The following is a 19,437-nucleotide window of genomic DNA, read 5'->3' on the forward strand; positions in this document are numbered from 1 at the left end:
CCACTAGGAAACCCTGATGAGCGAACAATTTGACGTCGTAGTGATCGGCGCCGGCCCGGCCGGCTACGTGGCCGCGATCCGCGCCGCGCAGCTGGGCCTGAAGACCGCCTGCGTCGACGCCTTCATCGGCAAGGACGGCAAGCCGGCCCTGGGCGGCACCTGCCTCAACGTCGGCTGCATTCCGTCCAAGGCGCTGCTGGATTCCTCCAAGCAGTTCCACAACCTGACCCACAACTTCGCCGTGCACGGCATCAGCGCGGCCAATCCCAGCATCGACGTGGGCGCGATGGTCGGGCGCAAGGACAAGATCGTCAAACAGTTCACCGGCGGCATCACCATGCTGTTCAAGGCGAACAAGGTCACCCCGTTCGCCGGCTTCGGCACGCTCAAGCCGGGCCGCGTGGTGTCGGTCAAGGGCCATGACGGCAGCATCACCGAACTTACCGCCGCCAACATCATCATCGCCGCGGGCTCGGTGCCGATCGAACTGCCGTTCGCCAAGTTCGACAACAAGCACATCGTCGACAACGCCGGCGCGCTCGACTTCGCCGCCACGCCCAAGCGCCTGGGCGTGATCGGCGCCGGCGTGATCGGCCTGGAACTGGGCAGCGTGTGGAAGCGCCTGGGCGCCGAGGTCACCATCCTCGAAGCCCTGCCCGACTTCCTCGCCGCCGCCGACCAGGACATCGCCAAGGCCGCCGCGCGCGAATTCAAGAAGCAGGGCCTGGATATCCGCCTCGGCGCCAAGCTGTCCAAGGCCGAAGTCAAGGGCGACGAAGTGCACCTCACCTACAGCGACGCCAAGGGCGAGCAGAGCCTGGTCGTGGACAAGCTGCTGGTGGCCGTCGGCCGCCGCGCGGCGACCGCGGGCCTGCTGGCCGAAGGCAGCGGCGTGCAGTTGGACGAGCGCGGCCGCGTAGTGGTGGACGAACACTGCCACACCGGCGTCGACGGCGTCTGGGCGGTCGGCGACTGCGTGCGCGGCCCCATGCTGGCGCACAAGGGTTCCGAGGAAGGCATTGCGGTGGCCGAGCTCATCGCCGGCCGCGCCGGCCATGTGAATCTCGACACCGTGCCCTGGGTCATCTACACCGAGCCCGAAGTGGCCTGGGTCGGCAAGACCGAAGAACAGCTCAAGGCCGAGGGCGTGCCCTACCGCACCGGTTCCTTCCCATTCGCCGCCATCGGCCGCGCCGTCGCCATGAACGAGACCGCGGGCATGGTCAAGGTCATCGCCCATGCCGACACCGACCGCCTGCTCGGCGTGCACATGGTCGGCGCCTGCGTCTCGGAAATGATCCACGAGGCCGTGGTCGCGATGGAGTTCAAGGGCTCGGCCGAGGACCTGGCGCGCATCTGCCATGCTCATCCGACCCTGTCCGAGGCCGTGCACGAAGCCGCTCTCGCGGTGGACAAGCGCGCCATCCACAAGGCCAACTGAACCCGCGCGGATCGGGACCATGGCCAAGCAGGAAGCCAGCCCGATCCGCAACGTGTCGGACACCGCGCTCTGGGTCGCCATCTATCGCGCCCAGGAGAGCGAACGGCCCGACGCCCTGTTCCACGATCCCTACGCGCGCCGCCTCGGCGGCGCGCGCGGCCAGGCCATCGTCGAGAGCATGCCGCATGGGCGCGACCTGGCCTGGTCGCTGGTCGTGCGCGTGACAGTGATGGACGAAGTCATCCTGCGCTGCGTGCGCAACGGCGTTCGCGGCGTGCTCAACCTCGCCGCCGGCCTGGACGCCCGCCCCTACCGCCTGGAATTGCCGCCGGACCTGCTCTGGCTGCACGTCGACATGCCCGATATGGTCGACTACTTCCGCGGCCACATGGCGCAGGAAACGCCGCGCTGCCGGCTTGAATTCATTCCCGCCGACCTGCGCGACGCGCAGCGCCGCCGCGAGGTGTTCGCCCGGGCCGCGCAGCACGGGCCACTGCTGGTGATCACCGAAGGGCTGCTGATCTATCTCGAAACCGAAGACGTCGCCGCCCTCGCCCGCGACCTGCACGATGTCGCCGGCGCGCGCTGGTGGCTCAGCGACCTCGCCTCGCCCGCCCTGCTGCGCTTCCTCGCCGGCAACTGGGGCCGCGCCGTGCAGCAGGGCAATGCGCCGTTCCGCTTCGGTCCGCGCGAGGGCACGGCCTTCTTCGCGCCGCACGGCTGGCGCGAAGCCGAATTCCATTCCACCTGGGACGAGGCCTGGCGCCTCAAGCGCACGCCGCGCCTGGCCTGGCTGTGGCGCATTCTGGGTTGGCTGCAGCCGCGCAAACGCGAGGCCGGCCGGCGCATGTCCAGCATCGTGCTGATGCAATCCGATACCACCGAAACCGAAACCCGCGGAGCCCGCGCATGAGCAGCACCGAATCCTTCCGCGCCCTGCGCATCCACAACGATGCCCAGGGCTACCGCGCCACGCTGGAAACCCTGGCCCTGGACGACCTCTCGCCCGGCGAAGTGGTCATCAAGACCGCCTATTCCAGCGTCAACTACAAGGACGCCCTGGCCGGCACCGGCAAAGGCAAGATCCTGCGCCAGTATCCGATGAATGGCGGCATCGACGTAGCCGGCTACGTGGTCGCCTCCACCGACCACCGCTTCCGCGAAGGCGACGCGGTGCTGTGCACCGGTTCGGGCCTGAGCGAGACCCGCGACGGCGGCTATGGCGAATACGCCCGGCTGCAGGCGCAGTGGACGATTCCGCTCCCCGCCGGCCTGACCCTGCGCGAAAGCATGATCCTGGGCACCGCCGGCTTCACCGCGGCGCTGTCGCTGTACCGCATGGAGCAGAACGGGCAGAACCCGGAAATGGGGCCGGTCGTGGTTACCGGTGCCACCGGCGGCGTGGGTTCGCTGGCCATCGACATCCTGACCCGGGCCGGCTACGAAGCTCACGCCATCACCGGCAAGATCGACCAGTTCGACTGGCTGATCGGCCTGGGCGCGCGCCAGTGCATCGCACGCAAGGAGCTGTACTGGGGCCAGCGCCCGCTGGAAACCAGCCGCTGGGCCGGCGCCATCGACAATGTCGGCAGCGAAATGCTGGCGGGCCTGACGCGCGTGATCCACCCCTACGGCAATATCGCCAGCTGCGGCCTGGCCGCGGGCCACGACCTGGCCACCACGGTCATGCCCTTTATCATCCGCGGCGTGAGCCTGCTCGGCATCGCCTCGGCCGGCACCGCGCGCGATATCCGCGAACAAGTGTGGGAACGCCTGGCCGGTGCCTGGAAACCGGCTCACCTGGACACGATCTGCACGCGCGAAGTGGGCCTGGACCAGCTCGCCGGGGTGTTCGACACCATGCTGGCCGGTGGCTCACACGGCCGAACTCTGGTACACATCGGCTGACGCCGCCAGCCCGGCGCAGACCATACACACAGAGCGGTGCGGCTGTTGCGCAGGCGCAGCCCGCCGGTAGAATGTCCCGGCCGCACGACGGCCTACAGGGGTGACAGAGCAACCATGGCGCGAATTCTGATCGTTGACGATTCCCAGTCCCAGCTGCTGGGCCTCAAGCGCATCGTCGAGAAAATGGGCCACGAGATCATTACGGCCGAAGACGGCGCCGCCGGCGTGGAAGTCGCCAAGCGCGAGATTCCCGACCTGATCCTCATGGACGTGGTGATGCCCAACTTGAACGGCTTCCAGGCTACGCGCACGATCTCGCGCGAAGCCAAGACCAGCCACATCCCCATTGTCCTGGTCACCACCAAGGACCAGGAAACCGACAAGGTCTGGGGCATGCGCCAGGGCGCCAAGGCCTACGTGACCAAGCCGATCAACGAACCCGAGCTGGTCAAGGTCATCAACGAACTGCTGCCCAAGTAAGGCGGCGCCGCCAACCGGAAAAACAGAAAAGGGAGCCGCGAGGCTCCCTTTTCGTTTGCGCCGCTGCGCATCGGCACGCTTTATTCCGCACCGCAACGGCCGTTTCCCGCCGGGCGGCCACGCTCAGCCGTCGAAAGCCTCCCGCAGACGCTCGTACGCTTCGCGCTGGGCATCGCTGTGCGCCGCCGGCGCACGCACTTCCAGCACCACGTACTGGTCGCCGGTCTCCGGGCCGGGCATGCCGCGGCCCTTCAGACGCATTTTGCGGCCGCTGTCGGAACCTGCCGGGATCTTCAGATCCACTTCGCCAGCCAGCGTGGGCACCTTCACCGTCGCGCCCAGCGCCGCATCCCAGGGGGCGATGGCGAGCTTGACCGTCACATCGCGCCCGTCCAGCTGGAAGCGCGGATGCGGCCGCAGCTGGATCTCCAGCAGCACGTCGCCGGCCGGCGCGCCGTTGCGGCCGGGATGGCCCTTGCCGCGCAGGCGTATGGTCTGACCCGGCAGGATGCCGGCGGGAATGGTCACGTCCAGGCGCTCGCCGTTGAGTTCCAGGCGCTGGGTGCCGCCGACGAAGGCGGTTTCCAGGTCGATGGCGGCGTGCGCGCGCAGGTCCTGGCCGCGGCGCGGACCGGCCTGGGCGCGGCCGCCGCTGCGGCCGAACAGGGATTCAAAGAAGTCGCTGAAGCCTTCTCCGCCGCCGTTGCCGCCGCCGAAGCCGCCGCCGCCGAAGCCGCCGAAATCCGGTGCCGGCTGGAACTCGTCGCCGGGCTTGTAGCCGCGCGCGCGCAGCGCATCGTATTCGCGCCGCTTGTCCGGATCGCGCAGCGCCTCATAGGCCTCGTTGACGGCCTTGAACTTGTCTTCCGCGCCGGCTTCCTTGCTGACGTCCGGGTGGTATTTGCGCGCCAGCTTGCGGAACGCGCTCTTGATCTCGCTTTCGCTGGCGTCGGGCTTTACGCCCAGGGTGTCGTAGTAATCCTTGAACTGCATGCGTATCCACCTAGGAGAACCGGGTGCCGTGACGGCCGGCCGTGCGCAACAGTAATTGCACGGCCGCCAAACGAACAGACCCGCGGCGGAGCGATCCGCCACGGGTCTGGGGGTTCAAGCGCGGATCAGTGTCAGTGCGTGGCGATGGCGATGCGGCGCGGCGAACTCTCTGGGCGCTTGGGAATGGAAATCTCCAGCACGCCGTGCTTGCCGGTGGCGGTGATGCCGTCCGCATCGGCGCTGTCGGGCAGCGCGAAGCGGCGGTGGAACACGCCCTGGAAGCGCTCGACGCGGCTGAGCTTGCCCTGCGTCTCGCTGGTTTCGCTCTTGCGCTCGCCCTTGATGGACAGCACGCCCTTGTCCATGTGGACTTCGATTTCACCGGGGTCGACGCCGGGAATATCGGCCAGGATGACGAACCGCTTGTCCTCCTCGCGGATGTCCACGCGCGGCGCCCACTGGCTGGTCACGACGTTGGACTGGTCGGATTCGGCGCCGCTGAAAAAGCGCTCGAAAGCATTCTTGATCTCGTCCTGCAGACCGCTGCGGACAGCCCAGGGATAGTGACGTGAGATGCTCATGCGAACTCCTGCAAATGTTGGCGGCGCGGCAATCGCGCCATGGTCCGGTAGATAGGATCCGGGGACAGGCTTTCAAGAGGGTCTGCGCAAAAGCTGGCGGGGCCGCCGCGGCAGGCTATGATGCGGCGCCTGCATTCCCCACGTACCGAGGCTGTACATGACCATCGAAGTCGGCGCCCGCATTCCCTCCGTAACCATCAACGTGCTCGACGACGGCATCCAGGCCGTCAGCACCGATGAAATCTTCAGCGGCCGAAAGGTCGTGCTGTTCTCCGTGCCCGGCGCGTTCACGCCGACCTGCTCGGCCAAGCACCTGCCCGGCTATGTGGAAAAATTCGCACAGTTCCGCGAGCGCGGCGTCGAGGTCGCCTGCATGGCGGTCAACGACGGTCATGTGATGAAGGCCTGGGCCAAGGACCAGAACGTGCCCGCCGGCCTCATCATGCTGGCCGACGGCAATGCCAACTTCGCCCGCGCCCTGGGCCTGGAAATGGACGCGACCGCCTACGGCATGGGCGTGCGCTCGCGCCGCTTCGCGCTGTATGCCGAGGACGGCGTGGTGCGCACGCTGAATGTGGAAGCGCCGGGCGAATTCAAGGTGTCCAGCGCCGAGAACATGCTTGGCAGCCTGGGCTGAGCGGGCCGGCGACCGGATCTTCCGCAACGGTTTGCGGTAAGAAAAAACCCCGCAGTTTCCACTGCGGGGTTCTGTTCATCGCACGGCGGAGACGGGCGGAATCATTCGCCCGGCGTCGGTTCCTCCGCCGCGGTGCCGGCGTCACCGGCAGCCGCATCGTCCGCAACGGCGTCGGCGGCGGGCGTGGCGGACTCGGCATCCGCATCGCCCTCGGCGTTGTCGTCCTCGCCGCCGAGCAGGGCCAGGCCGACCACGCTGGCCAGCGCCTCGTTCTCGGGCAGGCGGATCAGGGTCACCCCCTGGGTATTGCGACCGACACGGGCGATTTCCGCCGCGCGGGTGCGCACCAGGGTGCCCTGGTTGGACACCAGCATCAGCTCGTGCGCATCGTCCAGCTGCACCGCCGCGACCAGGGCACCGTTGCGGCCGGAGCACTGAATCGCGATCACGCCCTGGGTGCCGCGGCCCTTGCGCGGGTATTCCTCCAGCGGCGTGCGCTTGCCGAAGCCGCGCTCGGTGGCGGTGAGGATGTCGCCCTCGCCTTCCACCGCGATCAGCGACACCACCTCGGCGCCGTCGGTCAGCTTCATGCCGCGCACGCCGTGGGCGACGCGGCCCATCGGACGCACTTCATCCTCGGCAAAGCGCACGGCCTTGCCGTTGGAGGCAAACATCAGCACGTCGCGGCTGCCATCGGTCAGCGCCACACCGACCAGGCCGTCGCCCTCGTCCAGGTCGATGGCGCGGATGCCGTTGGCGCGCGGCCGCGAGTAGTCGGCCAGCGAGGTCTTCTTCACCGTGCCCTGGCGGGTAGCGAAGAACACGTAGCGGTCCTCGGGGAATTCGCGCACCGACTGTACCGCCTGGATCTTCTCGTCCGGCTCCAGCGGCAGCAGGTTGACGATGGGTTTGCCGCGCGAGTTCGGGCCGGCATCGGGAATCTGGTAGACCTTCTGCCAGAACACGCGGCCGGCGCTGGTGAAGGTGAGCAGGGTGTCGTGGGTGTTGACGATCCACACCTGCGCGACGAAGTCCTCCTCCTTCACCGCCGTGGCCGAGCGGCCCTTGCCGCCGCGCTTCTGCGCGCGGTAGGTGCTGATCGGCTGGCGCTTCACGTAGCCGGTGTGCGACAGCGTGACGACCACGTCCTCGGGCTCGATCAGGTCGAGTACGTCCAGGTCTTCCTGGCTGTGCTGGATCACCGTGCGGCGCGCGTCGCCGTAGGCTTCCTTCACTTCGACCAGCTCAGCGCGGATCAGCGCCAGCAGCACGGCCGGGTCGGACAGAATCTCGATCAGGCCGGCAATGGCCTTGAGCAGTTCCTTGTATTCGTCGGTGAGCTTGTCCTGTTCCAGCCCGGTCAGGCGGTTCAGGCGCATTTCCAGGATTTCCTTGGCCTGCACTTCCGACAGCTGGTAGCCCTCGGCATGCAGCCCGGCGTTGACGTCCAGGTCCTCCGGCCGCGAGGCGTCGGCGCCGGCAGCGTCGAGCAGCGCGCGCACCAAGCCCGGCTCCCAGCGCCGCGCCAGCATGCGCTCCTTGGCGACGGCGGGCGATTCGGAAGTCCGGATCAGCTCGATCATCTCGTCGATATTGGCCAGTGCGACGGTCAGGCCTTCGAGGATGTGGGCGCGGGCACGGGCCTTGCGCAGTTCGAAGATGGTGCGGCGGGTGACGACTTCGCGGCGGTGGCGGATGAAGGCTTCGAGGATTTCCTTCAGGCCGAGCAGGCGCGGTTGGCCGTCGACCAGGGCGACCATGTTGATGCCGAAGGTCACCTGCAGCTGGGTCTGCTGGAACAGGTTGTTCAGCAGCACATCGGCCATGGTGTCCTTGCGCACCTCGATGACGATGCGCATGCCGTCCTTGTCGGACTCGTCGCGCAGGCCGTCGGGCGAGATGCCCTCGATCTTCTTTTCCTTGTGCAGCTCGGCGATCTTCTCGATCAGCCGCGCCTTGTTGACCTGGTACGGCAGCTCGGTGACGACGATGGTCTCGCGGCCGTTGGCTTCGGTCTCGATCTCGGCCTTGGCGCGGATCAGGATGCGGCCGCGGCCGGTCTTGTACGCTTCCACAATGCCGGAAGCGCCGTTGATGATGCCGGCGGTGGGGAAATCCGGGCCGGTGACGTGGCGCATCAGCTCGTCCACGCCCAGTTCCGGATCGTCGATCAGGGCGACGGTGGCGTCGATGACTTCGCTGATGTTGTGCGGCGGGATGTTCGTCGCCATGCCCACGGCGATGCCGGCGGAGCCGTTGATGAGCAGGTTGGGGACGCGCGTCGGCAGTACCGTCGGCTCCCATTCCTTCTCGTCGTAGTTGGGCTGGAAATCGACGGTTTCCTTGTCGATGTCGGCGGTCAGCTCGGAAGCCAGGCGGTCCAGGCGGCACTCGGTATAGCGCATGGCCGCGGCCGCGTCGCCGTCGATGGAGCCGAAGTTGCCCTGGCCGTCGATCAGCGGATAGCGCAGCGAGAAGTCCTGCGCCATGCGCACCAGCGTGTCGTAGATCGAGGCATCGCCGTGCGGATGGTATTTACCCATCACATCGCCGACGATGCGCGCGCACTTCACGTACGGGCGGTTCCAGAAGTTGTTGACCTCGTACATGCCGTACAGCACGCGCCGGTGCACCGGCTTGAGGCCGTCGCGCACATCCGGCAGCGCGCGTCCCACGATCACGCTCATGGCGTAGTCGAGGTAGCTCTGCCGCATCTCGTCTTCGATATTGACGCGTATGACTTCTTTGGCTAGTTCCGCCATCGGGATTCCAGGGTTCTGACGCCGGTTTCGTGCAGCGGCGGCGCCCTTCCGGGCCCGCGCCGAAAATAACGCGCAAGCATACCACAGAACCGGCCCGGACCGGCACTGGAAGCCCTTGGTTTGCTACGGTTTTTTGCTCGCGGCGGCGGCGCCCAGCGCGGCCAGCTCCTCGGCCAGCAGCACCGGCACTTCGGCCGCCTCGAACTGGCGCGCGAACAGCGGCACGGCAAAATGCAGCTGTTCGGCCCGGCGTGCGAACACATAGGCCAGCTGCAGGCGCGAGAACGCGCGGCGTATGGCCTCGACCTCGATCGCCGCATGCGGACGCAGCAGTTCCACCATGTCGGCCAGACTGGTGGCTCCCCGGGCCGCGACGCGGTAGACCGCGATGCGGTCCAGGCGCGAGGCCAGATCGTCGTGGCTGAGCCGGCCCCAGCCAGCCAGGGCGTCCAGCACGGCCTGGGAGCGCAGCGCCTGTTCCACGTCGGCGGCCTCGATCACGCCGCCGCCGTCCAGCCCTTCCAGGCATTCCTGGCACAGGATGGCGACCAGGTTGGCGCGGCGGCCGCTCTGCTCGACGATGCGCCCGACCAGGGCCGGATCGGCAAAACGCAGGTTGAGCACGCCCAGCGGCACGGTCGCCAGTTCGCGGCAGGCCTCCTCTTCCAGACCGCCGACGCTGATGACCTCGCCGAAGTTGCGCAGCGGCGACTGATAATCCAGCGCGGCCGCGGCGTACAGGTCCCAGAAGCCGGCCAGCAGGAAATGGCAGTGGCCTTCCTCCGACAGTGCGCGCAGCGCCGACAGCTCGGCATAGTCGCGCGCCGCATCGGCGCGGAAGAACGGATCGGCCTCGTCGATCAGCAGCAGCAGGCGCTTGCCGCCCTGCTGGCGCACCAGCTCGGCGACGATGGTGGAAAGATCGCTGTCCAGCGGCAGACCGCTCTGCGCCGCCAGGCGCGGCAGCAGGCGGTGGTCGCGCAGCACCACATAGATGCAGGCCAGGCGCGGGTGATCGCGCAAGCGCCGCTCTATCGCTTTCATCAGGCTGGTCTTGCCCAGCTGGCGGCCGCCGACCAGCAAGTAGTTCGACGGCTCGCGCTGAACCACCCGGGCCAGCAGCGATTCGCGGCCGAAGAAGCCCGAGGCGCGCGCGACGCCGCCGCGGGTCTGGTAGGGCGAAATGCGGCTGAGGCGCAGCTGGCGCGCGAGCTGGGCCAGCAGCAGGCCCAGCGGCTCGCGCTGCAGCAGCAAGCCGGTCAGCGTTTCCTGATCCAGGCAGACGTAGAGATTGCCGCGGTCGATGCAAAGCCGGCGCAGGGCCGGTTCGGCCGCCGCATCGGCGCCGGCGATCAGCAGCACGTCCAGGCCGGTCTGGGCCTGGCGCAGATGGCGCACCAGTTGCTCGCCGTCGGCCTGGGCCGGCACCAGCCACAAGAGGCAGCGTTCCAGCGATACCGGCATGTCGCCGGAAAATGTCCATTCGTAGACTTTTCCGGGCAGATTCCAGCCGCTGCTGGGACTGCTGCGTGCCGCCACGCGCAGGGCGAGCAGGTCGGCGCGGCGGTCCTCGGGCAGCGCCGCATAGCCCAGGGCCTGCTTCCAGTCCGCCGCGCTGACGCCGGCCGCGGCCAGGGTATCGCGGCGGCGGCGCAGCCAGCCCAGGGCCGCGTCCAGCCGCGGCAGCAGGTGCAGCGGCATGCGCCTGAGACGCGCCGGATCGCGCTGCACCGGCGCCAGCAACGGATGGCGCCAGACCAGCAGCAGCCCCGCCGCCAGCAGAACCAGCACTCCCATGACGATCAGCGAGAGCAACCAGCGGGTCAGGTCGGTGCTGTTGTCGCCGTCGCTGCGGCAGTTCATCGGCAGATAGCGCGACGGCAACGGCGGATCGCCGGGACTGCACTGCCATTGCAGACCGTTCTGGCCGTAGCGGAAGGTCACGCGGCGGCCGCGCACTGCACGCTCCACGCGCGGGTCGTCGCGCACGGTGGCGACCAGCACATAGGGCTGGGCGACACTGAACTCGAACACCTGCCCCTGCAGCGGCACCTGCAGCACATCCAGGCTGGCCGGCCATTCCTCCTTGTCGAGGACGTAGTCGTTTATATGCAGGCGCACCACGTTCACTTCGCTCCAGCCCTGCGCCATCCAGGCGGCAGTCTGCGGCCGGGTCACTACCCAGCCGGCGAGCAGCGGATTCCACTGCGGCGCGATCAGCGCCGTGCCGAAGAACAGGGTGGCGGCAACGATGACGGCCAGGCGCAGCGCATAGCGCAAACGGGGATTCATGCGCCGGCCTGGTCCCAGGCCGCGAGGATGCGCCGGCCGGCCTCGCGCACGGCTTCGCAGCGCCAGTGCAGCTGCGGCCCCTGCGGCGCGGCGCGCGCGGTGATGAGGTTGGCCCAGAACAGGCGCCGCAGCAGGCGGTCGATCAGGTAGGGCTGGGCCCGCCCCAGCGCCGGCTGCTCCAGCCAGGCGGCGATGCGGCCGCGGGCCTGGGCCTCGCCCAGCAGCGGCACGAAGCCTTCCCACAACCGTACGCTGCCCGCCAGGCACTCAGTCAGTTGGTGGTCCTCCAGGACGGTATCGACGGCATGCAGGCTCAGCGCTTCATCGATCAGGGCGGGATGACCGCCGCATTCGCGCTCCAGCCGCGCCAGCAGGCCGGCGTCGACCCGTTCCGGCGGCAGCTTGCGCGCGGCCAGCGCGCGCAGCTCGGCCGCGCCCGGATCGGGCCAGTTTTCCACGCTGGCAATATTCAACAGCGACAGATCTCCACTCTGGTACTTCAGCTCGGCCAGCGCCTCGCCGCCGCACAACATCAGGTGCAGGCGACCGCTGTACATCTCGCTCAGGCCGCGCAGGATGCCGGCCAGGGCCTCGCGCAGCGCGGCATCGCCCTGCTCGAAGCGGCTGACCAGGCAGAACACGCGCTCGCCGGCGGCCAGGCGTCGTTCCAGCGCGGCCTCGAAGGCGAAATCCGAATCCACACCGGCGAAACCGCACTGGGCGCCGATCGCGGCGAAATAGCCGCGCACATCGGCTTCCACACTGTAGGGCGGACGTATGTGCAGCACCGCGCCGGCGCCGTAGACCGGCTGTGCGCTGGCCAGCAGCGCATCGCGGAACGGCGGCTGGCCCCAGTGGGCCTGGCTCAGCAGCAACAGTATGGGATACGGCGCCAGGCGCTGCAGCCGCTCGAACAGCCCGGCGATGTAGTCCGCATAGGGCTGGCCCGGGGCCTGTCCGCCGACCGGGTATTCCGGCTCGAAACCGGCGGCCTGCAGCAGGCGGTCGGTCTCGGCCTCGCTCAGGCGCAGGTAGCGCGCGCAGTCCACCAGCTTGTGGCGATGCTTGCGGCTGGGCTGGGACAGGCCGTGGCGCCAATTGTTGACCGCTTCGCGGCTCATGCCGATCTCGGTCGCCACGCCCGAGGCGCTGGCGCGGATACGGCGCATGTAGGCGGTCAGCAGATCGGCGAAATCCTCGGACATGGCGGCGGGGTCGGACACGGGGGGAGCGCGCACGCTACGCGGCTGGTCGGCAAAGTCAAACAGGCGCGCCGCCGCCGCCGGCCACCCGGTCACGTTCCTTCCCATCGCCCATTCCCCCTGCCCTGCGGCGTTGCAGAAATTCTCGCCGCGTCCCGTATTCACAGGAAGACGGCAGTTGTCCGGCGCGCTCCGCGTTCGCTTGACACGGCGTCAAGTCTTGCCTTGAACCGCGCTACCGCGCTTTTCCCACCCACCACGAGGATCACCGCATGAACGCCCTACGTCCGCGTCATCTGCTCGCCTGCGCCCTGCTCCTGCTGCCGCTGGCCGCCGGTGCCGGCACGCCCACCACGTTCGCCGTCAGCGCCGGCAGTTTTTCCGCCTGGACCATCGACGGCCAGGCCAATCCGCCGCTGACCCTGGAACGCGGCCGCACCTATGTCTTCGACCTCACCGGCGTGTCGGCGGTGCATCCGTTCAACATCAACACCAGCAACACCACCGGCAACGGTGCGCGCTACAACAGCGGCGTGACCAACAACGGCGCCACCGGCAACACCGACATCACCTTCGTGGTGCCGCTGGATGCGCCGGCCAGCCTGCACTACAACTGCGGCAACCACGCCGCCATGAACGGTGCGATCACGGTGGTCGACCCGGTCGTGGATCCCGTCTTCGCCAACGGCTTCGAGCTGGGCGCGGGCCGGCCGGGCAAGTCCTCGCGCTGAGGTGCAAACGAAGAAGGCGGCCGACCGGCCGCCTTCTTCGGGTGCTTTTCCGCTGCGGGACTTCAGCCGAGCACGTCGGCCAGTTCCTTCTCTATCTTTTCCGGCGTATCGGTAGGCGCGTAGCGCTTGACCACATGGCCTTCGCGATCGACCAGGAACTTGGTGAAATTCCACTTCACCGCCTCGGTGCCGAGAAAGCCTGCCTTCTCGCTCTTGAGCCACTTGTACAGCGGATGCGCCTTGTCGCCGTTGACGTCGATCTTGGCGAACAGCGGAAAGCTCACGTCATAGGTGAGCGAGCAGAAATTGCGGATCTCGTCGGCGTCGCCCGGCTCCTGGTGGCCGAACTGGTCGCAGGGAAAGCCCAGCACTACCAGGCCTTCGTCCTTGTGCTTGCGGTACAGGGCTTCCAGGCCGGTGTACTGCGGCGTGAAGCCGCACTTGGACGCCACGTTGACGATCAGCAGCGCCTTGCCGCGGTAGGCCTTGAGCGGTTGCTCGTCGCCGTCCAGCGTGGTGGCGGAAAAGTCGTACGCAGTAGTCATGCTTCACCTCGTTGAGGACAGACGACGCCTGGCGCAGCAGCGGAGGACGCGCCGGCGCGTTCTCCGCCCGGCCGAATCAGTGGTGATGACCGCCCGGACCGTGCACATGGCCGTGCATCAGTTCTTCCGACGTGGCTTCGCGCACGTCGGTGATCTCGATGGCGAAATGCAGGGCCTGGCCGGCCAGCGGATGGTTGCCGTCGATGGTGACGGTATCGCCGTCCACCGCGGTCACGGTAACCGACATCGGCCCCTGCGGACCGTTGGCGTGGAACTGCATGCCGGGTTCGATGGTATCCACGCCCTGGAAGGCGGCGCGCGGCACTTTCTGGATCAGGCCGGCGTGATGCGGGCCGTAGCCTTCTTCCGGCGCGACCACGACATTGAAGGTGTCGCCGGCGCGCTTGCCCGTCATCTCGCGCTCCAGGCCCGGCACGATGTTGCCGGCGCCGTGGAGGTAGGCCAGCGGCTCGCGCCCGCTGGAGGAATCGATGACTTCGCCCTGCTCATTGGTCAGGGTGTAGTGAAACGCGGCGACACAGCGCTCGGCAATCTGCATGAAATTCTCGGAATGGCGCCCGGAACGGGCAGGAAGCCGGGCCAGCCCGGCGGCGGCGGAAGAATGCAGGCGAAACCCCGGGGTTTCAAGTCAGCCCGCGGCGGGCGCCGGCGCGGCGCCGTCCAGCGTGTCCTCCACCGGGCCGCGCTCAAACGCCGCGTGCATGCGCGCATCGTCGCGCAGGCCTTCCCAGCGCGCGACCACCATGGTCGCCACACCGTTGCCAATCAGGTTGGTGATGGCGCGCGCTTCGGACATGAAGCGGTCCACGCCCAGCACCAGGGCCACGCCTTCCACCGGCACCTTGCCGTTGAGCGCCGCCAGGGTCGCGACCAGGGTGGTGAAGCCCGCGCCGGTCACACCGGCCGCGCCCTTGGAGGTGAGCAGCAGCACGCCGATCAGGACCAGTTCGTCGCGCAGGCTCAGCTGCACGCCCACAGCCTGGGCGATGAAGATGGCCGCCATGGTGAGGTAGATGCAGGTGCCGTCCAGATTGAAGGAATAGCCGGTGGGCAGCACCAGCCCGACCACGGAACGGTCGCAGCCGGCCTGTTCCAGCCGCACCAGCATGCGCGGCAGGGCCGATTCGGACGAGGACGTACCCAATACCAGCATGAGTTCGCGCCGGATGAAGACGAGAAATTTCCACAACGAGAAACCGGACAGCCGCGCCACCACGCCCAGCACCACGAACACGAACAGGAAACAGGTCAGATAGACCGCCAGCAGCAGCCAGCCCAGCGAGACCAGCGCATCCACGCCGAAGCGGCCTATCGAGAAAGCCATCGCGCCGAAAGCACCTATGGGCGCGGCGCGCATGATGATGGCGACGATCTTGAACAGCACATGGGCGATCTCGTCGCACAGGTCCAGCACGCGCCGCCCGGCCGCGCCGCTGCGGGTCAGGGCGATGCCGAACAGCACCGCGACGAACAGTACCTGCAGCAGGTCGGCGCCGACGAAGGCCGAGACCAAGGTGTCCGGAATGATGTTGAGCAGAAAGGCGACGACGCTCTGGTGCTCGGCCGCGTCGACATAGACGCCGACTTTCTTCGCATCCAGCTGCGCCGGATCGACGTTCATGCCGGCGCCGGGCTGGGCCAGATTGGCCACGCACAGGCCTATGACCAGGGCCAGCGTGGTCAACACCTCGAAATACACCAGCGCCTTGACGCCGATGCGGCCGGCGTGGCGCAGCTCGCCCATGCGCGCCATGCCGACGACGATGGTCAGGAAGATCACCGGTCCTATGACCATCTTGACCAGCTTGATGAAGCCATCGCCCAGCGGGCGCATGGCCTCGCCGTACAGCGGCCAGAAATACCCCAGCAGCACGCCGGCCACGACCGCGGCCAGCACCTGGACATACAGATTCTTGTAGGCGTCGCGCCACATGTTTTTCGGCCTCCCCTGGGCAGGCCGAGGCTAGCCGGAAATTCCGGCGGACGGAACGGTGCGCGGGCCTGGCCGCGTCACGCGCGCAATAAAAAACCCCGGATGTTTCCATCCGGGGTCTTTCGGTAAACCGTGATCCGCGAGGATCAGCTCACCCGAGCTTGCTTCAGATCACCTGGACCTGGTCGGCCTGCATGCCCTTCTGGCCCTGCACGGCGATGAAGCTCACGCGCTGACCTTCCTGCAGGGTCTTGAAGCCGGTGCCCTGGATGGCGCGGAAGTGCACGAACAGATCGGCGCCGCTTTCCGGGGTGATGAAACCAAAGCCCTTGGCGTCGTTGAACCACTTGACGGTGCCAGTCTGACGATTCGACATACTCTTAACTCCATGAAACGATTTGGGAAAATCACGATCGCGGTGAATCCGGACCGAGACTGAGGTTGCAGGGAGCAAGCAGGGCGAATCGATGAAGCGGATCCACTCGGGATCAACCGCATCAGGCCACAATTTACCGTGACCCAGGCAAACACAGTGCCGCGAAGATACTCGTATTTCACATTCCTGCCAATAGGTTCAGGAACACTTTTGATGCCTGGCCGCGAAACGCGGCCGGCGCGCCGACCAGCGTAGCGCTGAGGCCGCCTGGCGGCCGCGGCCGCGTTCGCTCCTAACGCCGGCCTACGTTCTTCTTGTGCAGAATGAACCGGCCTGCCTACGGAGATCCACCATGACGTCCGCGGAAACGGTCTGGTCCGCCCCGCAGCGCGCGCTGTGGCAGCGGCTGGAGCAGCACGACTTCGGCACCTGCGGCCACCGCCTGGACTTCACCGCCCGCCTGGCGCGGGAGCACGGCTGGAGCGAAGCCTACGCCGCCGGCGCGGTGCGCGAATACCAGCGCTTCTGTTTCCTGGCCATGGCCAGCGGCCACGCGGTCACGCCCAGCGACGCGGTGGACGAGGTCTGGCATCTGCACCTGACCTACAGCCGCGACTACTGGACCCGCTACTGCCCCGACGTGCTGGGCGGCAACCTGCACCACGAACCCAGCCGAGGCGGCCGCGAACAGGCCGGCCTGCACTATGCGCAATACGCCCAGACCCTGGCCAGCTACCAGCATTGGTTCGGCCCGCCCCCGCTGGACTACTGGCCCGACGCACAAACCCAGAACGCCAGCCCCGCCCGCTACCGCCGCATCGATCTCAACCGCCACTGGCTGCTGCGCCGCCCGCGCCTGCCCCGCCCGCGCTGGAGCCAGCTGGGCCTGGCCGGCCTGCTGCTGGGTGCCGCGCCGCTGCTGCAGGCGTTGCCGCTGAACCCGCTGGACATGAGCGGCCCGGCCTTCCTGGGCCTGTTTATCGCCCTGCTCGTCCTTTGCTTCGCGGTCCAGGCCGTGCTGCGGCGCCGGCTGCGCGATACCGGCCCGGCCCGGCCGGGTGCGCAGCCGGATGAATGGTCCATCGCTTACCTCGCCGGTGGCACCCGGCGCGTGGTCGAGGCTGGCATCGCCCGGCTGCTGGCGGAAGACCGGGCGCAGTGGAATCGCAAGACGCGCCGGCTGGAATTCCCGCGCGGCCGCAGCGGGCTGGAATTCCCGCTGGACCTGATCGCCAGCCAGGCCGGCCGCGACATTGATGAAATGACCAAGCGGCTGGATCCGCAGCTGAACGAATTGCGCCGCAGCCTGCGCGACCGCGGCCTGCTGCTGCCGCCGCAGCGGCGCCGCCAGGCCGGCCTGCTCGCGGCCCTGCCCTTCGGCCTGCTGACCCTGTTCGGCATCGCCAAGGTCTGGATCGGCATTCTGCGCGATCGTCCGGTAGCGTTCCTGGTGATGCTGCTGCTGATCGGCGTCATCGCCGGCCTGATCGTGCTGTTCCGCATGCCCGAGCGCAGCCGCGCCGGCGATGCGCTGCTGCAGCAGCTGAACCTGAAATACGCCCACGCCCGGCGCGCGCCGCGCAACAGCGATGTGGGCCTGGCGGTGGCCCTGGCCGGCACGGCCGTGCTGGCGGGCACGGCCTACGCGGATTTCCATAACTACCGCGAGCGGAACTCCGGCGACAGCGGAGGCGGCGGCAGCAGTTGCAGCAGCAGCAGCGACGGCGGCAGCAGTTGCAGCAGCGGTTGCGGCGGCTGTGGCGGCGGCGACTGACGCCCGCGCCGGCTCAGGCCGGCTGGCGCTGCTGGGCCAGGTAGGCCTGCACCACGCGCACGTTGACGCCGACCTGGGCCACTGCACCCAGCAGTTCGTCCGGCGTGACGCCCCAGCGGGTGGACCAGTAGTTCACTTCCCAGTTCGCGACGATATTGATGCGGTCGCTGCTGTTGGACGGATCGGTGGTATGGGCATCGAGCATGGGCCTGCTCCCAAGTCGTGACGGCTGGCGCCTCGGACACTGCCCCCTGTGCACGGCAGCCTAGCCGCGGCCCGGAAAAGATTGCGTTAAGGCGGCGGAACGCGGTCACACAATCGCAATCCACGAATAAATAAACAAAGATCAATTTACAGGTTTTATCATTCCGTCATCCGCACCGTGCCTGTCCGGGCTTGCGCCGGCCCCGTCCCACGGCGCCCCGTCCGCCTGCCCGATGTGCGGCTGCGAGATCGCCCCTGTCCGCCGTCCACGCCGCCGTTGCATTCCTTTGCAGGAAAGCCCGCGCGCGCGCCTGCCGGCGTCCCGCCTCCGTAGTACCATGCCGCGGCCTGCCACCGGAGCCGCCCTGTGCCCGCTGTCCGCCCGGCCCCCACCTGCGTCAACGCGATACCTGCACCGCCGCCTACGCTCGGCACGCTGCTGGGCCGCTGGCTGCAGGCCCAGCTGGACATCATCGAACAGCAGTTGCGCCGGCGCACGCACCGGCACGGTGCCATCCATGAAACACGCAAGGCCGCCCGCCGCTTCCGCGCCGGGCTGGAACTGTGCGCCGCCTTGAACGACGACGCCGTCGCCGCGGCCGGCCGGCGCGTACGCCGCATCGGCAGGAAACTCTCCCCGCTGCGCGACGCCCATGTCGCCGCCGAAACCGCAGCAGCGCAGCGCAAGGGCCCGCTGGCTGCGCGCTGGCGCGAACTGCAGCAGGCACTGCGGCGGCGCCGCGACACCCTGCTGCACCAGGCCTTGCAGGCCGATCCCGCCTTCCGCCGCCTGCGCCGCCAGGCACAACGCGTCCGCACCGAACTGGACGCACTGGATTTCGCGCCACTGGAACCGAAACAGCTGCTGCAGGCCCTGCGCGACAGCGCCGCCCGCCTGCAACGCGCGCAGCGCGCTGCGCAGGCCGCCTCCGCCACCGTCGAACAGCGCCATCGCTGGCGCCGCCGCCTGCGCCGGCTGCGTCAGCAGCTGGACTGCCTGCAGCAGATCACCGCGGACGAACAAGCGCCCGCCGCCGCTCGCCAGGATGCCACTCTGATACTGACCCAGGCCGCCGAATTCCTGCCCGCCGCCGAACGCCTGAACGCGCTCACCGACGAGCTGGGCGGCCAGCAGGACAGCGCCAACCTGCGCCGCCTGCTGCGCCGCGAACCCGCCCTGCCGCATGGCGACGAACTGTGCCGCAGCCTGCCGCGCAAGCATCCCCTGCCGCAAGCCGTGCTACCGCACACCGCCGGCCGCAGGCCCAAATCACCGCCCCGCGCCCCGGCGTTACCTTCTGGCTGACGGCAGCGCCACGCAGCACACCGTGGACCCGGGATGCGCGCGACCATGATCGAAATCTCGCCGCCGCTGCTCGCGGCGATCGCCCTGACCTTCTTCCTCGCCGGCGCGGTCAAGGGCGTGAGCGGCATGGGAGCGCATCAGTCCGCCGTATTCCGACGCGGGTTCCTGGTCTGTCTGTTTCTGCCGGGGACGGGACTGGCGCTGCGCTAACGGTGCAATACAGACATCGCGCGGGACGGCGCGGCGCAGAC

The 19,437-nt window shown here is 68.2% G+C and carries 19 protein-coding genes; 9 read left to right on the forward strand and 10 right to left on the reverse strand.

Features of this window, described 5'->3' with window-relative positions; translation table 11 throughout:
- Positions 1 to 16: 16 nt before the first annotated feature.
- The 4 genes from lpdA to pilH all read left to right on the forward strand — a co-directional run bounded on the left by lpdA (position 17) and on the right by pilH (position 3,829).
- The gene (gene lpdA / locus NM961_RS03250; RefSeq protein WP_255911222.1) at positions 17 to 1,441 is read left to right on the forward strand and encodes a dihydrolipoyl dehydrogenase; all 1,425 of its coding nucleotides are present in this window, start codon (positions 17 to 19) and stop codon (positions 1,439 to 1,441) included.
- 19 nt (positions 1,442 to 1,460) lie between these two features.
- The gene (locus NM961_RS03255; protein ID WP_255911224.1) at positions 1,461 to 2,354 is read left to right on the forward strand and encodes a class I SAM-dependent methyltransferase; all 894 of its coding nucleotides are present in this window, start codon (positions 1,461 to 1,463) and stop codon (positions 2,352 to 2,354) included.
- Positions 2,351 to 3,349, forward strand: a complete 999-nt coding sequence (locus NM961_RS03260) for a YhdH/YhfP family quinone oxidoreductase (RefSeq protein ID WP_255911226.1) — start codon at positions 2,351 to 2,353, stop codon at positions 3,347 to 3,349. The genes NM961_RS03255 and NM961_RS03260 overlap by 4 nt, the downstream gene beginning before the upstream one ends.
- A gap of 114 nt (positions 3,350 to 3,463) precedes the next feature.
- Positions 3,464 to 3,829, forward strand: coding sequence for a twitching motility response regulator PilH (gene pilH, locus NM961_RS03265; RefSeq protein WP_255911228.1), 366 nt, complete (start codon positions 3,464 to 3,466; stop codon positions 3,827 to 3,829).
- A 123-nt stretch (positions 3,830 to 3,952) separates the two neighbouring features.
- Here the strand turns inward: pilH and NM961_RS03270 are convergent, their stop codons facing one another.
- Complete coding sequence (locus tag NM961_RS03270; protein WP_255911230.1) at positions 3,953 to 4,822, reverse strand: DnaJ C-terminal domain-containing protein; 870 nt, start codon at positions 4,820 to 4,822, stop codon at positions 3,953 to 3,955.
- Positions 4,823 to 4,953: 131 nt separating this feature from the next.
- Positions 4,954 to 5,403, reverse strand: a complete 450-nt coding sequence (locus tag NM961_RS03275; protein ID WP_255911232.1) for an Hsp20/alpha crystallin family protein — start codon at positions 5,401 to 5,403, stop codon at positions 4,954 to 4,956.
- Positions 5,404 to 5,560: 157 nt separating this feature from the next.
- Here NM961_RS03275 and NM961_RS03280 point away from each other — a divergent pair, with 157 nt between their 5' ends.
- A complete protein-coding gene (locus NM961_RS03280) occupies positions 5,561 to 6,040 on the forward strand; it encodes a peroxiredoxin (protein WP_255911234.1) in 480 nt (159 codons plus the stop codon).
- Positions 6,041 to 6,141: 101 nt separating this feature from the next.
- Here the strand turns inward: NM961_RS03280 and gyrA are convergent, their stop codons facing one another.
- The 3 genes from gyrA to NM961_RS03295 form a co-directional block, all read right to left on the reverse strand.
- Complete coding sequence (gene gyrA, locus NM961_RS03285) at positions 6,142 to 8,802, reverse strand: DNA gyrase subunit A (RefSeq protein ID WP_255911236.1); 2,661 nt, start codon at positions 8,800 to 8,802, stop codon at positions 6,142 to 6,144.
- Between the two features lie 123 nt (positions 8,803 to 8,925).
- Positions 8,926 to 11,094, reverse strand: a complete 2,169-nt coding sequence (locus NM961_RS03290; RefSeq protein WP_255911239.1) for an AAA family ATPase — start codon at positions 11,092 to 11,094, stop codon at positions 8,926 to 8,928.
- On the reverse strand, positions 11,091 to 12,317 hold the full coding sequence (locus tag NM961_RS03295) for a hypothetical protein (protein ID WP_255911242.1): 1,227 nt from the start codon (positions 12,315 to 12,317) through the stop codon (positions 11,091 to 11,093). The genes NM961_RS03290 and NM961_RS03295 overlap by 4 nt, the downstream gene beginning before the upstream one ends.
- A gap of 251 nt (positions 12,318 to 12,568) precedes the next feature.
- Here NM961_RS03295 and NM961_RS03300 point away from each other — a divergent pair, with 251 nt between their 5' ends.
- The gene (locus tag NM961_RS03300) at positions 12,569 to 13,027 is read left to right on the forward strand and encodes a cupredoxin domain-containing protein (protein ID WP_255911244.1); all 459 of its coding nucleotides are present in this window, start codon (positions 12,569 to 12,571) and stop codon (positions 13,025 to 13,027) included.
- Between the two features lie 62 nt (positions 13,028 to 13,089).
- Here NM961_RS03300 and NM961_RS03305 read toward each other — a convergent pair whose 3' ends face one another.
- From NM961_RS03305 to NM961_RS03320, 4 genes are all read right to left on the reverse strand, one after another.
- Complete coding sequence (locus NM961_RS03305) at positions 13,090 to 13,572, reverse strand: glutathione peroxidase (RefSeq protein ID WP_255911246.1); 483 nt, start codon at positions 13,570 to 13,572, stop codon at positions 13,090 to 13,092.
- A 76-nt stretch (positions 13,573 to 13,648) separates the two neighbouring features.
- Positions 13,649 to 14,131 (reverse strand): FKBP-type peptidyl-prolyl cis-trans isomerase, encoded by a 483-nt coding sequence (locus NM961_RS03310; RefSeq protein WP_255911248.1) that lies wholly within the window; start codon positions 14,129 to 14,131, stop codon positions 13,649 to 13,651.
- A 90-nt stretch (positions 14,132 to 14,221) separates the two neighbouring features.
- The gene (locus NM961_RS03315; protein WP_255911250.1) at positions 14,222 to 15,526 is read right to left on the reverse strand and encodes a dicarboxylate/amino acid:cation symporter; all 1,305 of its coding nucleotides are present in this window, start codon (positions 15,524 to 15,526) and stop codon (positions 14,222 to 14,224) included.
- 166 nt (positions 15,527 to 15,692) lie between these two features.
- On the reverse strand, positions 15,693 to 15,902 hold the full coding sequence (locus NM961_RS03320; protein WP_255911252.1) for a cold-shock protein: 210 nt from the start codon (positions 15,900 to 15,902) through the stop codon (positions 15,693 to 15,695).
- A gap of 352 nt (positions 15,903 to 16,254) precedes the next feature.
- Between NM961_RS03320 and NM961_RS03325 the strand changes: the two genes are divergently transcribed.
- Positions 16,255 to 17,676, forward strand: a complete 1,422-nt coding sequence (locus NM961_RS03325) for a TIGR04222 domain-containing membrane protein (protein ID WP_255911254.1) — start codon at positions 16,255 to 16,257, stop codon at positions 17,674 to 17,676.
- Between the two features lie 13 nt (positions 17,677 to 17,689).
- On the opposite strand, the gene NM961_RS03330 is transcribed toward NM961_RS03325, so the two are convergent.
- On the reverse strand, positions 17,690 to 17,881 hold the full coding sequence (locus tag NM961_RS03330; RefSeq protein WP_255911256.1) for a DUF3606 domain-containing protein: 192 nt from the start codon (positions 17,879 to 17,881) through the stop codon (positions 17,690 to 17,692).
- A 366-nt stretch (positions 17,882 to 18,247) separates the two neighbouring features.
- Between NM961_RS03330 and NM961_RS03335 the strand changes: the two genes are divergently transcribed.
- Positions 18,248 to 19,186 carry a CHAD domain-containing protein gene (locus tag NM961_RS03335; RefSeq protein WP_255911258.1) on the forward strand — a complete coding sequence of 313 codons (939 nt, stop codon included), beginning with the start codon at positions 18,248 to 18,250 and terminating at the stop codon, positions 19,184 to 19,186.
- Positions 19,187 to 19,231: 45 nt separating this feature from the next.
- Positions 19,232 to 19,396: a hypothetical protein gene (locus NM961_RS03340; RefSeq protein ID WP_255911260.1), complete on the forward strand. Its 165-nt coding sequence runs from the start codon at positions 19,232 to 19,234 to the stop codon at positions 19,394 to 19,396.
- The last annotated feature ends 41 nt before the right edge of the window (positions 19,397 to 19,437 follow it).

The organism is Tahibacter harae (assembly GCF_024437735.1).
GTDB classification, from domain to species: Bacteria; Pseudomonadota; Gammaproteobacteria; order Xanthomonadales; family Rhodanobacteraceae; genus Tahibacter; species Tahibacter harae.

What these genes read in the sequence shown, in the direction of transcription:
- NM961_RS03325 (WP_255911254.1), top strand. Translation starts at nt 16,255, where the DNA reads ATGACGTCCGCGGAAACGGTCTGGTCCGCCCCGCAGCGCGCGCTGTGG.
- NM961_RS03260 (WP_255911226.1), top strand. Translation starts at nt 2,351, where the DNA reads ATGAGCAGCACCGAATCCTTCCGCGCCCTGCGCATCCACAACGATGCC.
- NM961_RS03315 (WP_255911250.1), bottom strand. Translation starts at nt 15,526, where the DNA reads ATGTGGCGCGACGCCTACAAGAATCTGTATGTCCAGGTGCTGGCCGCG.
- NM961_RS03330 (WP_255911256.1), bottom strand. Translation starts at nt 17,881, where the DNA reads ATGCTCGATGCCCATACCACCGATCCGTCCAACAGCAGCGACCGCATC.
- NM961_RS03310 (WP_255911248.1), bottom strand. Translation starts at nt 14,131, where the DNA reads ATGCAGATTGCCGAGCGCTGTGTCGCCGCGTTTCACTACACCCTGACC.
- NM961_RS03340 (WP_255911260.1), top strand. Translation starts at nt 19,232, where the DNA reads ATGATCGAAATCTCGCCGCCGCTGCTCGCGGCGATCGCCCTGACCTTC.
- lpdA (WP_255911222.1), top strand. Translation starts at nt 17, where the DNA reads ATGAGCGAACAATTTGACGTCGTAGTGATCGGCGCCGGCCCGGCCGGC.
- NM961_RS03290 (WP_255911239.1), bottom strand. Translation starts at nt 11,094, where the DNA reads ATGAATCCCCGTTTGCGCTATGCGCTGCGCCTGGCCGTCATCGTTGCC.
- NM961_RS03320 (WP_255911252.1), bottom strand. Translation starts at nt 15,902, where the DNA reads ATGTCGAATCGTCAGACTGGCACCGTCAAGTGGTTCAACGACGCCAAG.
- NM961_RS03255 (WP_255911224.1), top strand. Translation starts at nt 1,461, where the DNA reads ATGGCCAAGCAGGAAGCCAGCCCGATCCGCAACGTGTCGGACACCGCG.
- pilH (WP_255911228.1), top strand. Translation starts at nt 3,464, where the DNA reads ATGGCGCGAATTCTGATCGTTGACGATTCCCAGTCCCAGCTGCTGGGC.
- NM961_RS03270 (WP_255911230.1), bottom strand. Translation starts at nt 4,822, where the DNA reads ATGCAGTTCAAGGATTACTACGACACCCTGGGCGTAAAGCCCGACGCC.
- NM961_RS03300 (WP_255911244.1), top strand. Translation starts at nt 12,569, where the DNA reads ATGAACGCCCTACGTCCGCGTCATCTGCTCGCCTGCGCCCTGCTCCTG.
- NM961_RS03305 (WP_255911246.1), bottom strand. Translation starts at nt 13,572, where the DNA reads ATGACTACTGCGTACGACTTTTCCGCCACCACGCTGGACGGCGACGAG.
- gyrA (WP_255911236.1), bottom strand. Translation starts at nt 8,802, where the DNA reads ATGGCGGAACTAGCCAAAGAAGTCATACGCGTCAATATCGAAGACGAG.
- NM961_RS03280 (WP_255911234.1), top strand. Translation starts at nt 5,561, where the DNA reads ATGACCATCGAAGTCGGCGCCCGCATTCCCTCCGTAACCATCAACGTG.
- NM961_RS03275 (WP_255911232.1), bottom strand. Translation starts at nt 5,403, where the DNA reads ATGAGCATCTCACGTCACTATCCCTGGGCTGTCCGCAGCGGTCTGCAG.